Annotated in this window: 13 protein-coding genes; 9 read left to right on the top strand and 4 right to left on the bottom strand. The window is 32.7% G+C overall.

Annotated elements, in window-relative coordinates; all coding sequences use genetic code 11:
• Position 1: 1 nt before the first annotated feature.
• The 5 genes from ABD941_RS03755 to ABD941_RS03735 all read left to right on the top strand — a co-directional run bounded on the left by ABD941_RS03755 (position 2) and on the right by ABD941_RS03735 (position 2,026).
• Entirely contained in the window at positions 2-181 is a 180-nt protein-coding gene (locus ABD941_RS03755) for a hypothetical protein (protein ID WP_345272703.1), read from the top strand.
• Between the two features lie 42 nt (positions 182-223).
• Complete coding sequence (locus ABD941_RS03750; RefSeq protein WP_282030750.1) at positions 224-577, top strand: single-stranded DNA-binding protein; 354 nt, start codon at positions 224-226, stop codon at positions 575-577.
• Between the two features lie 78 nt (positions 578-655).
• Positions 656-1,036 (top strand): DUF6876 family protein, encoded by a 381-nt coding sequence (locus tag ABD941_RS03745; RefSeq protein ID WP_028283566.1) that lies wholly within the window; start codon positions 656-658, stop codon positions 1,034-1,036.
• Positions 1,037-1,045: 9 nt separating this feature from the next.
• Positions 1,046-1,243 (top strand): hypothetical protein, encoded by a 198-nt coding sequence (locus ABD941_RS03740; RefSeq protein ID WP_345272702.1) that lies wholly within the window; start codon positions 1,046-1,048, stop codon positions 1,241-1,243.
• 390 nt (positions 1,244-1,633) lie between these two features.
• Positions 1,634-2,026, top strand: coding sequence for a BfmA/BtgA family mobilization protein (locus ABD941_RS03735; RefSeq protein WP_345272701.1), 393 nt, complete (start codon positions 1,634-1,636; stop codon positions 2,024-2,026).
• A gap of 560 nt (positions 2,027-2,586) precedes the next feature.
• Here ABD941_RS03735 and ABD941_RS03730 read toward each other — a convergent pair.
• Both ABD941_RS03730 and ABD941_RS03725 read right to left on the bottom strand, forming a co-directional pair.
• Positions 2,587-3,621, bottom strand: coding sequence for a GYDIA family GHMP kinase (locus tag ABD941_RS03730; RefSeq protein WP_345272700.1), 1,035 nt, complete (start codon positions 3,619-3,621; stop codon positions 2,587-2,589).
• A 42-nt stretch (positions 3,622-3,663) separates the two neighbouring features.
• Entirely contained in the window at positions 3,664-4,980 is a 1,317-nt protein-coding gene (locus ABD941_RS03725) for a hydroxymethylglutaryl-CoA reductase, degradative (RefSeq protein WP_345272699.1), read from the bottom strand.
• 244 nt (positions 4,981-5,224) lie between these two features.
• Here ABD941_RS03725 and ABD941_RS03720 point away from each other — a divergent pair, with 244 nt between their 5' ends.
• From ABD941_RS03720 to ABD941_RS03705, 4 genes are all read left to right on the top strand, one after another.
• On the top strand, positions 5,225-7,459 hold the full coding sequence (locus ABD941_RS03720) for a S9 family peptidase (RefSeq protein WP_345272698.1): 2,235 nt from the start codon (positions 5,225-5,227) through the stop codon (positions 7,457-7,459).
• A gap of 23 nt (positions 7,460-7,482) precedes the next feature.
• Positions 7,483-9,039 carry a peptide MFS transporter gene (locus ABD941_RS03715; RefSeq protein WP_345272697.1) on the top strand — a complete coding sequence of 519 codons (1,557 nt, stop codon included), beginning with the start codon at positions 7,483-7,485 and terminating at the stop codon, positions 9,037-9,039.
• Positions 9,040-9,098: 59 nt separating this feature from the next.
• The gene (locus ABD941_RS03710) at positions 9,099-10,880 is read left to right on the top strand and encodes a peptide MFS transporter (protein WP_345272696.1); all 1,782 of its coding nucleotides are present in this window, start codon (positions 9,099-9,101) and stop codon (positions 10,878-10,880) included.
• Between the two features lie 88 nt (positions 10,881-10,968).
• Positions 10,969-11,442 (top strand): thioredoxin family protein, encoded by a 474-nt coding sequence (locus ABD941_RS03705; RefSeq protein ID WP_345272695.1) that lies wholly within the window; start codon positions 10,969-10,971, stop codon positions 11,440-11,442.
• Positions 11,443-11,447: 5 nt separating this feature from the next.
• Here the strand turns inward: ABD941_RS03705 and ABD941_RS03700 are convergent, their stop codons facing one another.
• Both ABD941_RS03700 and ABD941_RS03695 read right to left on the bottom strand, forming a co-directional pair.
• Positions 11,448-13,487, bottom strand: a complete 2,040-nt coding sequence (locus ABD941_RS03700; RefSeq protein WP_345272694.1) for a ComEC/Rec2 family competence protein — start codon at positions 13,485-13,487, stop codon at positions 11,448-11,450.
• A 21-nt stretch (positions 13,488-13,508) separates the two neighbouring features.
• The gene (locus ABD941_RS03695) at positions 13,509-14,054 is read right to left on the bottom strand and encodes a C40 family peptidase (protein WP_345272693.1); all 546 of its coding nucleotides are present in this window, start codon (positions 14,052-14,054) and stop codon (positions 13,509-13,511) included.
• Positions 14,055-14,060 lie beyond the last annotated feature (6 nt).

Here is a 14,060-nt window from a genome sequence, read left to right as displayed (position 1 = left end):
ATTGAACAGCACCAAGCAACAAAAAGAGGGTAACAGCGGTGGCTCTATGGGAAGTAAATCTAAAATGAATCTTATGAAATCTTACAAAATCAATAAAAAGGAAGCGGAACAAAAGTTAAAAAAACAAAAAAAGGAAAACGCTCTGGATATAATAAGTAAATCAATAACAAAGCCTTTCTGAATAGTTCAGATAGGTCAATATTAATCTTTAAATTTTTTAATTATGAGTACTCTAAGAAACAAAGTACAGTTAATTGGCAACGTAGGAAACGAGCCAGAAATCACAAACCTTGAAAGCGGAAAGAAAGTTGCAAAATTTTCAATCGCAACCAATGAATCTTATAAAGATTCTAAGGGAGAAAAAGTGACAAACACCCAATGGCACAATATTGTAGCATGGGGAAAAATTGCCGAAATCGTAGAAAAATATGTAGGCAAAGGAAAAGAAGTAGCACTAGAGGGAAAATTAACCTCACGCTCTTATGAAACCAAAGAGGGAGAAAAAAGATATGTTACCGAAGTGGTCGTAGATGAAATCTTGCTTTTAGGAATTAAAGGCGAAAACGCTACTGAATAATTGAAAATTAAAAAGAGAGCGTTCCTATCCAAAAGATGCGCTCTCTTTTTCATTATTAACTTATAAAAAGAAAAAACAATGAAAGATAAAGTTAACAAAATAAAAGCCGATTTGCAACATTTTTGTGGCACAGAAATGTTCTTTAAAATTCCATTAATTGGAACCCGTTTTACTGACGGATTAAAATATTTAGCCAATGAAGCGGAATGCTTTTGGCTGATTACAGATGCGTCCGTAATTGCAAAAAGTTTATCAAATAGAAGTTCTTTTATTACCATTGATTTTAAGCGACTTTCTGAAAAAGAACAGTTTGAAAAGCAATGCGAAGCCATTATTAATTATAGTGATGGAAATGATAAAATTTTTGAAACGCATAGGTATAATGTAACCGATTTTCCTTTGGATGAATTGCGATTATTTTTTGTAGATAATACGCTAATGCTTCCGAGCGAATATTAAAATAGTGTTATGGTATATCTCAATTATACAAACCTCGATAACGAAACCCAACAACGTTTGGTTTCGGTTTCCAAAAAAGATGTTGAGCATAAATTTGGAAATGATTTAAAACGCTACGCCGAAGAACATCATATTGAATATGATACACTTTTGGAAGAAGAAGCTCTAAGAAATTTGTATTCTTATGACTATGTTTTTAATATTTAAAATCGAATTATTAACCCAGGATCTTTAAGTTTTTAAAGGTCTTTTTTTAGTCTTCTATTTTATATTCTGCAACAAAAATATCGGTTTACTAAAGATACTTTTAAACTTCAATCCAAGTACTCTTAAAAAATCTAATTTCAATTCATATTACAGAAAAAGCCATTACATTTTTGGATGTAATGGTATTTTTTTTGTCCCGATAAATCGGGACGAAAAGGAATAGCAAGAGGGTAACACGGCAAGCCGATGTTACAATTTTCAGTTTTTACAAAACACTAGTAAAATCAATGCTTAACAGCGATTGGTTGTTTTTCTTTTTGAATTGTAAGCATTGTTTTTTCAGAAAAACCCCTCGCAGCCCAATAAAAACAACAAATATTTTCAGAAAAAATGGATAAAGGATATGAAAAAGAGCGGTTTGAGAAGCTTGGAATTAAAGCTTCAGTAGCACAACGTTTTCGAGAGTTTTGCAAAGAATTATCCAAATCGCAATCGATGACCTTGCTTTTAATGATTGATTTTTTTGAGGACAATGGCATTTCGCCAAATGAAACTTTAGGGCCAAATATGCAAACCTTGGAGAGCAAAATTAAGAAGCGAATCAATGCAGTAATCGCAATCATAAAAGACATTGAAAAGAACCATGACAAACCCACAACTGCGATGTTGCAATCTTTGTTTATGGAGTTTGAACCAAAGGAACAAAAGCTGATTTTGGAGAAAGACCCCAAAGAAAAGAAAGTACAGTTTGTAGAAAAAAAAGATTCAAATAATCAATTATAAAATCATGTAAAGCGGAGTTTCGGAAAAAATTATTTAAAATTGGAGCTTACAGCGGGTGAACTTGTGAAATTTAGAAAAAACATAAATAATTCTTAAATGAGAAATATACCCATTCTAAAATATGTGTTAAGCGGCAACCTTTGCCTTCTCCTTTAAAGCTCCAAGATGTTTTTACCATATTACTTTCATACCATTTTTCTCGAACTAATTTTGGTGCGTGACCTATAGCTATAGATAATTGTTCTTCATAATCTGTTCAGATAAATTTAAATACTCTGCTGTTATATTAAAACATTGTCAATTAACATATTTAATTGTTTTTTTATAAAATTTACAGGCGTTTACCTTGTTTTGGTTCTTAATAAGCTATATATTTATAAAACCAGTAAGTAAAGTAATTTATTTTGAGGTCATTTATAGTTTTGTCAACAAATCGGCTAACAGCTTGTTTTTTAAGTTTATAAATGATTGATATATAGTATATTGAAAAGGGTGATAGGCTTCCTGCCACCCCGACAAATTAAGCTCAACTTAAATGTTTGAGCTTTTTTTATGTCTAATTATAAAGCCATTTCTTTATAAGGTACAACAGTTTTAAACCCTTTTTCTTTAAAGTATTCAGTAGGGTTTTCTTTTGAAGCCACTAAAACAAAATCGCCACCCCAAGCTCCTAAACTTTTTATAGCACCTTTAAAATCATTAAATAAAAGGTTTTTGACAGGTGTTTGCTTTGTTAGTTTTGATATAATGGTTTCATGTTGGAACATTAAAGTTTTAAAATGGTTTAGAGTATCACAAGTTGTCATTTGAGCTGTAATAGCATTAATCTCACGAATTGCCGATTTTGAATTTTCTTTATGGTCATGATAATGTTTAATACCATCACGACTATTTTGCTTTTTGTTTAAATGGACAAAATATAAGTTTTCAATAAAGGGCGGGTTAAAAACAACTTGTTTTATAATAGGATTGCTATTTTCTAACTGATATGTAATAGGAGTATTATATTGTGCACAAGCAATATCATAACCACTTCCTCCAAAAGTTTGTTTTAAAAGCTGAAAAGCGTCAATAAGAGCCCATTGCGCTATGTTATTGAGTAGTGTGGATGAGGTGCCTAGCCCCCAATGTCGCGGAAAATCTAATGTTGTAGTCACTTTAAATCCGCTATCCGTATTTAAAAAATTAGGACTAAGTTTTTTTGAAGCATTTAATATTTGAAGCAATCTATCTGAAATGTCATTTTTAGGAGTCAACGAGGTAACCATTTGTTTGATTATAAATTCATCTTGAAACCAAACTTGTCCACTTTCATCAAAACTCGTCCAGATAAGTTTAGGCGCTTCTATAGGTTCAATAGATAATGATTGTCCATACTTGGTTGGAATTGCAAGTGATAATGCGCCATCTAGTACAACATACTCTCCTGTTAATAGTAATTTCCCGTTGCTATAACTTCGACTACGCTCAGTTGCCGCTTTGTTATTAGAATTTAAATTTTTTGAGTTCACGGTAGTTAAATGATTTATGTTTTCAGTAGTTGAACTTAGTTGTTCTTCTTTTGATAAACGTAGTCGATTATCGGTTCTGATCATATTTATTTTTCGGTGGCTGAGCGCAGTCGAAGCCACGTTTATCTATTGTCTTAACTTATTAATGGCATCGGTAACAGCACCATGGGTAACAGGGTTATTTTTGAAATATTCGGTTAAGGTTTGTTTTTCAGCATCATTAGCTTCAAACTGATTTAAAATATTCATCAAATGCATTTTCATGTGTCCTTGTTGAATCCCCGTTGTTGTTAAAGAACGAAGCGCAGCAAAGTTTTGAGCCAATCCGGCTACAGCCACAATTTGCATGAGTTCTTTTGCAGATGGTTTGTGTAACAATTCCAAACCTAGTTTTACTAAAGGGTGTAAACCAGTAAGTCCGCCAACGGTTCCTAAGGCTAGAGGGATTTCTATCCAAAATGTAAAAATTCCATGCTCAACTTTGGCATGTGTTAAACTGCTATAGCTTCCGTTTCTAGACGCGTAGGCATGTACGCCAGCTTCAACCGCTCTAAAGTCGTTGCCAGTGGCTAAAACTACAGCATCAATACCGTTCATAATACCTTTATTATGAGTAACGGCGCGGTAAGGTTCAATTTCAGCAATCTTAACAGCTTGAATAAATTTATTGGCGAAGGCTTCGCCAGAAATAGATGCATTTTCGCTTAAATTTTCAACCTTACAGCTTACTTCAGCTCGGACTAAGCAATCTGGAACATAGTTGGACAAAATACTCATGACGATAGTTATCTGTTTTTCTTCTTCAGAAAACAAATCGTATAATGACGCTTCATTTTTAAACGTTTTGGCAAATTGTTCTAAACATGAATTTATGAAATTGGCGCCCATAGCATCTAGTGTTTCAAACGATGCATGAAGCTGGTAATAATTAGGAATATCTGCTGTTTTATTGCGCAACTCAATATCAATTATCCCACCACCACGTTTTTTCATATTATTGGTGATACCATCAGTTTGTTTGATAAGTGTTGCTTTGACATCATTAAAAAACTGTTTTAATTTTTTGAAGTCACCTTTGTAAATAAAATGAACTTGACCAATCTTAGTCGTTGAAATAACAGTAGTTTTAAATCCACCTCTATCTAACCAAAACTTAGCGGCCTTACTTGCAGCAGCTACCACTGAACTTTCTTCAATTGCCATAGGGATGGTATATAACCTATCGTTAATTAAAAAATTAGGCGCTACTCCGAGTGGTAAATAATAATTGGTTATTGTGTTTTCAATAAACTCATCATGAAGTTGTTGTAGCTTTTCGTTATCATTCCAATATTGTTTTAAAACACCTTTGGCATCCTCAGCATTTGAAAAATAAGTATCAACAATCCAATCAATTTTCTTTGATTTAGAGAGTTTGGAAAAGCCGGCAACAGATTTACTCATAATATTATAATTTGCGTTGCAAAGATACTACTCTTGCTATGAATATTGAATAGCTAGGAGAACAAGGCGTTATTTAAGTGTTAATAATGGAGGTTTTTTGCATAATTTTTAGTAAACTTGACAACATTTTGTGAAATAAATAGTTTTTTTGATAAAACATCCTTTTTTAAATAATTTAATTAGTCATTACAATGATTAAGTGAATGTTAGACATCATCACTTTTGAAAAGAAATAAAATAATACATGAAACACTTAAAGTTTTCCCTATTCGTTTGCCTTTTTATTACTACAATTTTATCGGCCCAAACCAAAGACATTACCCTTGAAGATATATGGAAAAATGGAACGTTTAGAACAGAAAGTATGGATGTTTTGCATTCCATGGCTAACGGTCAGCAGTATTCTGTTTTTAATTTTGATAGAGCTACAAGAAGCACATCTATAGATATATATGATTATAAAACCCTTAAAAAGGTAAAAACGTTAGTAAGTTCTGCAAACCTTGATGCCATTCCTTATTTTACAGATTATACGTTTAGTGATGATGAACGTCAAGTCATTTTAGCCACTAACGAAGTGCCTATATACCGTCGCTCATCATTAGGAAATTATTATATATATCATGTTGATGACGAATCTTTATCCTTAATTTCAGAAGACAAAATTCAAGAATCAACGTTTTCACCAGATGGGAAAAAAATTGCTTTTGCTAGAGATAATAACTTGTTTGTAAAAGATTTGAGTTCTAATGAAACTGTTCAAATAACATTTGATGGCAAAAAAAATGAAATCATTAATGGAATTACCGATTGGGTTTATGAAGAAGAATTTGCTTTTGTTAGAGCTTTTGATTGGAATGCTGATAGTAACAAAATAGCATTTATTCGATTTAATGAAGCTAAGGTGCCTGAATTCTCTATGGATATTTACGGCTCAGAACTTTATCAAACACAGCAAGTCTTTAAATATCCTAAGGCAGGAGAAGCGAACTCTGTTGTATCCCTTCACCTTTATGACTTAGAAACCAAAATAACTAAAGCGGTTAAAGTTGATAAAGCTTATAATGATTTTTATATTCCACGCATAAAGTGGACCAATAACCCAGATGTGTTAAGTGCACAATATATTAACAGACATCAAAATGAATTGGATTTATGGATGGTAAACGCCAAAACCAATACTTCTAAATTAGTTGTAGCCGAAAAAGATGAAGCTTATGTTGATGTCACAGATAATTTAACGTTTTTAAAGGACCATAGTTTTATTTGGACGAGCGAAAAAGATGGTTATAATCACATATACCATTATGATAAAAATGGAAAGCTGATTAATCAAGTCACTAAAGGGAATTGGGAAGTAACCAATTATTATGGGTACGACGAAAAAAACAACACTATTTTCTATCAATCCGTAGAAAATGGTTCCATAAATAGAGATGTATACTCTATTAAGTTAAACGGCAGAAATAAAACGAGACTTACTAAAAGTGAAGGCACAAATAGTGCAGCGTTTAGTGCCGACTTTTCTTTTTTTATAAATACATTTTCAAGTGCAACTACACCGCCAGAATATAGTTTGAATAGTGCAGCCTCAGGAAATTTAATTAAAAGCATTAAGGATAATGATGTGTTATCCCAAAACCTTTCAGATTATAAAACATCAAAAAAAGAGTTTAGTACCATTCAGGTTAATAGTAACGATTTAAACATGTGGATGATTAAGCCAGCAGATTTTGATGCCTCTAAACAATATCCTTTATTAATGTATCAATATTCTGGTCCTGGGTCTCAGCAAGTTGCTAACCAATGGAACAGTGCTAATGATTATTGGTATCAACATTTAGCGCAACAAGGTTATGTTGTAGTGTGTGTTGATGGACGTGGAACGGGGTTTAAGGGCGCCGCTTTTAAAAAGGTTACACAAAACGAATTAGGAAAGTATGAAGTTGAAGACCAAATAGCCGCAGCAAAACAGTTAGGTGCTTTGCCTTATATTGATGCCAGCAGAATAGGGATTTGGGGTTGGAGTTACGGAGGCTTTATGAGTAGTAATTGCTTGTTTAAAGGTCATGATGTGTTTAAAATGGCAATAGCTGTTGCACCCGTAAGTAGTTGGCGTTTTTATGATACAATCTATACAGAACGTTATATGACTACGCCTCAGGAAAATGCGAGTGGTTATGATGATAATTCGCCAATAAATCATGTCGGTAAATTAAAAGGCGATTTCCTTCTGGTTCATGGGTCTGCCGATGATAATGTGCATTTACAAAATACAATGCGTTTAGCTGAAGCTTTAATTCAAGCTGATAAACAGTTTGATTGGGCGGTATATCCCGACAAAAATCATGGTGTTTATGGAGGAAATACAAGGCTTCATTTGTATAAAAAAATGACAAACTTTATTAACGAAACACTTGGAGATAAAATTGAAAAGCAAGAAGAAGATAAAGTTAAAGAAGTAAAGATTAAAGGATAACTAACTAATCAACATAATTATATATGGCAACTACGGTATTACAACCACATCAAAAAGAACTTTTTGGACAACCAATAGGTTTGTATGTTTTATTTTTAACAGAAATGTGGGAACGTTTTTCTTATTACGGCATGCGAGCATTATTGGTTTTATACATGACATCGTCTACATTAGGTGATGACGCCAGAGGTGCTGGTTTAGGTTGGACAAGTCAAGAAGCTTTAGCGCTTTATGGATGGTATACCATGCTGGTTTATGTGATGTCTATACCTGGAGGAATGATAGCAGATAAACTGATTGGACAAAAAAAAGCCGTTCTAGTTGGGGCTATAGTACTATGTTTGGGTCATGGTGTTTTGGTACTCACAGACATTTGGGCATTTTATACAGGGCTAGGCTTGGTTATTCTTGGTGTAGGCTTATTAAAACCAAATATATCCACAATGGTTGGAGGACTTTACAAAGAAGGCGATATAAGACGAGACAAAGGCTTTAGTATATTTTATATCGGTATTAATTTAGGGTCACTTTTAGCAACAATGACTGTTGGATTGGTTGTTGCTAAATGGGGTTGGCATGCTGGTTTTGGATTGGCTGGGGTTGTTATGGTTTTAGGTTTGATTAATTATGTGGGCGGTCAAAAGTATTTAAAGGAAGTTGGTAATTTTATTTCAACTAAAAATGATGAAAATGAGGTGTCATACGGTGCGCTGTATTCAAAACTTTTTAGTTCACCTAAACAATTAACTATAGTAGGGATTTTGTTTTTACTTTCTATTTATGGTTGGTTTACTTTAGAATGGGGGTTTGGCTTGTTGTTTATATTCTTAACAGCAATTTCAGCATTATTAATTATGATTTATAAAGAATTAGATTCTCAAGTATACAAAGACCGTTTTTTGGTGTTGTTATTGTCATTTATTATGGTTATCATATTTTGGGGAGCATTCGAACAAGCAGGTGGATTAATGAATTTGTATACGGATACAAAAACAGACCGAATGTTATTTGGATGGGAAATCCCTACAGTAATGTTTCAAAGTTTAAATGCAGGGTTTATTATACTTTTTGCCACACTAATTGCTAGTATTTGGGCAAAACGAAAGCTTAAAGGACGAGAAGCCTCCTCATTATTTAAAATGGCCCTTGGTATAATTATTATGGGCTTTGGGTTCCTGTTTATGGTGTTTGCAGCCATGGAATTTGATAAATCAGGTACATCAAGTATGGTTTGGTTAGTGTTGGCGTATTTGTTTCATACTATAGGGGAGTTATGTATCTCGCCAGTGGCACTATCTTTTATCACTAAATTAGCACCGGTTAAGTATGCTTCTTTAATGATGGGAGTTTATTTTGCGGCTACAGGTTTAGGTAACAAAGTTGCTGGACTAGTAGGAGAGTCTGCTAGTGAATTTGGAGAACTTACCATTTTTTCTGGAATAGTCGTTTTTACAGTCGTTTTTGGCCTTTTATTTATAGTGATTTTAAAACCACTTAAGCGTTTAACACATGGAGCCGAAGAAAGTGAACGTATTTTAAAGAATGAAGAAGCTGAAGGCTTCGAGTTAGCAGACAATTAAAAAAATATTCAAAACCCTTAATTTAGAGGGTTTTTCTACACTAACCATTAAAGTTTTTTATGAACACAGATATTGAAAATCTTTTTAAAGATAAAGTTATAGGGCACCCAGCAGGTTTATTTGTTATCTTTTTTACAGAAATGTGGGAACGTTTTTCATTTTATGGAATGAAAATTCTTTTAGTTTTATTTTTAACAGCACCATATTTAAGTGATAATCCAGGTTGGGAATGGTCACGCGAAAATGCTTTAGCTTTAATAGGTACGTATTCTTCGCTTTTGTATTTAACCCCAATAGTTGGGGGCTACATTGCTGATAAAATAACGGGTTATAAATGGGCTGTAATTATAGGCTGTTTTATTATGATGCTTGGTCATTTAGCCATGGTTTTTGAAACCACATGGTCATTATATCTAGGTTTGGCATTATTGGTAATTGGAACTGGGTTTTTTAAGCCTAATATGACTTCTATGATTTCAGAAATGTATAAAGGAAAAGAAGCTAAAAAGGATGGTGCTTACACCATATATTACATGGGTGTAAATGCTGGTGCTTTTTTCGGAATGATGCTTTGCGGGTATTTAGCGGAAAATATTGGATGGAGTTACGGGTTTGGATTGGCCGGGATATTTATGCTTGGTGGATTAATCCAATTTTGGTTGGCTAAAGATTTATTTGGTCAAATTGGGGAGCGCCCTTCAAAAGTTCATGAAGTTGAATTGCCTCAAAATATTACTGAAGAAGCTCCAAAAGATCATAACACATCGGCTACAAAAAAACTAAACCCGTTTACAACATTGGATAAAATACTAATAGTCTTATCTGCGTTAGGAGGGTTGTTGTACCTGTTTAACGACCCCATGTCAAAAATTGGTAATATAAATATGCTGCCTTTTAACTTAGGTGGTTTGGATGGTTCCAGTGCAACTGTTTTAATAGCTTTAATATTGTTTTTGTATCTAATTATCTCTAGAATGTCTAGATATGATGCCATAATTAGAGATAAAATAATAGCAGTATCTATTTTTGGAATTTTTACTGTTTTTTTCTTTGGAGCTTTTGAGCAATCTTTAGGGTCTATGACCCTTTTTGCAAGAGATTACACAGCAAGAGCATTAACAGGAAATTCAGCATTAATATTTAAAATTATAGATACTATACTAACCATAGTGCCTTTAGCAATTATAACATGGGTATTGTATTTACTTTTTAAGAAAACATATTCAAAAATACCCTATTCGAATATCGTGCTAGGAGCAACATTTGTTTTTTTATGGTATGTGGTGTTTTATAAAATAAATAATGAGTTTAGCAAGGAAACCACCGAGGTTGGTGCATCGTGGTTTGGGATTTTAAATTCATTTTTTATAATCACATTAGCACCTCTGTTTTCCAAATGGTGGGAAAGTAAATATAACCCTAGTGTAGCTATGAAATATGGTATAGGTCTTATTTTGTTAGGCCTAGGGTTTGGTATATTGGTATTTGGAACAATAGGCATTCCACAAGGTGCCAAAACAGCTTCTGTAAGTATGATTTTTTTAATTCTAGCTTATTTGTTTCATACCATGGGCGAGTTGTGTATTTCACCAGTAGGTTTATCGTATTTAAGTAAACTGGTGCCTGGGCGAATGATTGGATTTATGTTTGGAATTTGGTATTTAGCAATTGCTATTGGTCAAAAGGCAGCAGGAACCATGGGGGGTATGATCGATAAAATTACCGAACAATACTCGTTAAGTACTTTCTTTTTAATATTTACTTTAGTGCCCATGGGGGTTGGTTTAGTGTCCATGGTACTAAATCCAGTTCTTAAAAAGCTGATGCATGGTGTCCGTTAATCGAAAAAAACGTTAAAAAATATTCAAATAAGCCTTGGTTTAGCTCATTTTTTGTAAGTTCGGAACAACTTTTGCAACTTAAACTGTTATGAAAAAAGTATTATTTACATTGTTTTTGGCTGTTTTGATATCTGCCAGCAGTATTGCCCAAGAGAGATTGACTTGGCATACGGACATGGAAAAAGCATTTGATATTGCTACTAAAGAAAATAAAAAACTCTTCTTGTTCTTTACAGGGTCAGATTGGTGTGGTTGGTGTATCAAATTACAAAATGAGGTTTTTAAAACTTCAGATTTTGAAAAATGGGCGAATGATAATGTGGTTTTAGTAGAACTGGATTTTCCTAGAAGAACACCACAAGAAGAAACGCTTAAGGCCCAAAACAGACAATTACAAGGCATGTTTCAAGTAAGAGGTTACCCAACAGTACATATTGTCCAACCCGAAAAAAATCCAGAAGGCAGGAAGAATTTAAAAAGCCTAGGTAAAACTGGTTTTGTTCGTGGTGGGGCTCAAAAATGGTTGGCTGTTGCAAACAATATTATTAAAGGAAGTAGTTAAATAGTTTAATAATCTATAATGAAAGCTCCCTTTTTACCTGTTTGGTGAAAAGGGAGCTTTCTTTTTTTGCAAATAGTTTCCCATCGTGCAACGTACGATTTGTAATTGCTGCCATCTGCAATAATCTGTTGAGGTTTAATGGAGTCTATTAGCCGATTTAAATTTACTTTTGGCGATTGCCTAAGTAAAATATAATCAGGTTTAAACAATTTTACATTATAAACGCCTAAGCTATCAACAATCAAAAGTGTTTTATTTTTAAGTTGATAAATAGGTTGCATCGGCACTTCTTTATTGTTTTTAAAATGGTTCCCAACAGCATAATCTTTAATCGTGTTATTTTTTAATTTTGTTAAGCTATCCAAATCATGCGATACTAAAATTGTATTGTTTTGTAGGTTTCCTAAAAGGCTATGTTTGCTTTTATGAAATACTATAAATGCATTTGAGGGTTTATTGTAGTTGGTGTAAATAACACTAATTTGAGCAACTAATACAACAACCAAAAAGACTCTTAAAGTTGAATAGTTCTTTTTAATTAAGAACCTAATAAACGAAATAATCAGAAAATATGAAACTAAAACATATAAGAAGCTAAATGGAATATCTTTAAATAAAAATGATTCTTGAGTAGAAATCCATTTTACAAAATTATTCATGAAGCTAATAATACTTCCGTAGATATTTGAAACTAATTGAGGAAGTAGATTTAAAACCGCGAGAACAAGAACAAGTATACCAAATCCTAAAATGACACCTAAAAAAGGAATAATGACCAAATTTGAAATAAAAAACAAACTTGGGAATTGATGAAAATAAAATAAACTTAACGGAATAATTCCAATCTGTGCAGACATGGTTACTGTAAACGTGTGCCAGTAAAAATCAATAATTTTGTTTTTAGGAACCCATAATTTGTATAAAATTGGGTCAAGGCTAACAATAGAGAAAACTGCCAAATAACTTAACTGAAACCCAACATCAAATATAAACAAGGGTTTAAAAAGCAAAATAATAAACACACTAATGGCTAATGTGTTGTATATGTTGGTTGGCCTTTTTAGGTTTAGAGCAATGGCGACAATACTAAACATAGTTACCGCACGCGTTATAGAAGGCGAAAGTCCAGCTATTAAGGCAAAGCTCCATAGCATACTTACTAGAAGTATTGTTTTTATAAGTTTTCCATGTTTAAAACGTTCTAAAGGTTTTAAAACAAAACTTAAGATTAATAAAATAATCCCCACATGTAAGCCTGAAACTGCTAATATATGGATGACGCCAGCATTGGTATAACTGTTGTATATGTCCTTGCTAAGCTCTTGTCGTTGTCCTAATAAAAGGGCGTTAATTATGGAACGCTCATTTGGTTTGAAGTTGTAAGGTTTTAGCTTTTTATTGATGTATTGACGGGTGTTATCAGCTAAACCCAGTAAAGTTTGTGTGTCGGATTCGACATATAAAAGCGATTCATTTGTTGCATAGAGTTGATGGTAAATATATTTTTTATCTAAAAAATTTTTGTAATCAAATTGATGAGGATTCAAAGGGTGCGTTAAATCGTTAAACGCTGTTTTGCTTATAAAAATTGCATCAACCTTTAAAGGTGTTTGAAGTGAATCTTTCGCAATGTTTAAAAGCGATTTTCCACTGACTTCTTTAGTATTAACTTTTAGAATATCAATAATATATTTGTTATAATAAGTATTGGATTTTAAGACTTCTTTAATTCTAAAAGTAATGGTTTTTAAAGTATCTTTTTCAGTTAAAAGTTCCTGAGTATAATGGTTAGAAAAGTTTTTTTGATTATGGATATTAGTAGTTAGTATTCCAATTGAAATCATTAAACCAAAAGCAAAAAGGCCAAACCAAATAGTTTTTATAAATTGCTTTTTTGCAACCAAATAAAAGATAAACAAAATAGTTAATAACGAAGTGGATAGAAGTAAAGATGTCTTAAGAGGTATATCAATTAAATAACCAATAACAACGCCTATAATAAGGCAAATTGTTAACTTAATTATTGTGAAATTGAGTAGTTGCATACACTTGTAAGAATAAATACCTTATAAAATCCGTCTAGCTTCGTGGAATGCTTTTAGCCAGTAAGTTTCGTTTAGACCAGACACAATAACACCTTTGCTAGTCGTTGCATGTATGAATTTTATGTTGTTATCTTTAATGTCAACAACTAAACCCACATGGTTAATAGCGTTTCTTCGGTTTCCAGTTTTGAAAAACAACAAATCACCTTTAAGTATTTTTTTTAATGAAATCTTATAGCCTTTTTTAGCCATATCCCTAGATATCCTTGGCAGAAAAACATCATAGGATTTAAAAGATTCATAAACTAAACCAGAGCAATCCATACCAGTTTTTGTCGTGCCACCCCATTTGTAGCGAACACCCTTAAACTGTTGTGCGTAGCCTATAATATTATCTGTCCTGGATGTAGGCAGTTTTAATACTTTTGAATTGATTTCTGAGGTTTTACTTTTATGCTTTTTGGCGATATTTTTTGTGGAAACAGCTTTTTTGTTTGTTGTGAGTTTTGATGATTTACAACTGCTAAAACTTAAGATTAATATAAATATTAAAGCTATTTTTTTCATCTAAAG

Source organism: Flaviramulus aquimarinus (genome assembly GCF_039543205.1).
GTDB lineage: Bacteria > Bacteroidota > Bacteroidia > Flavobacteriales > Flavobacteriaceae > Flaviramulus_B > Flaviramulus_B aquimarinus.
This window is presented reverse-complemented; position numbering and strand designations above follow the sequence as displayed.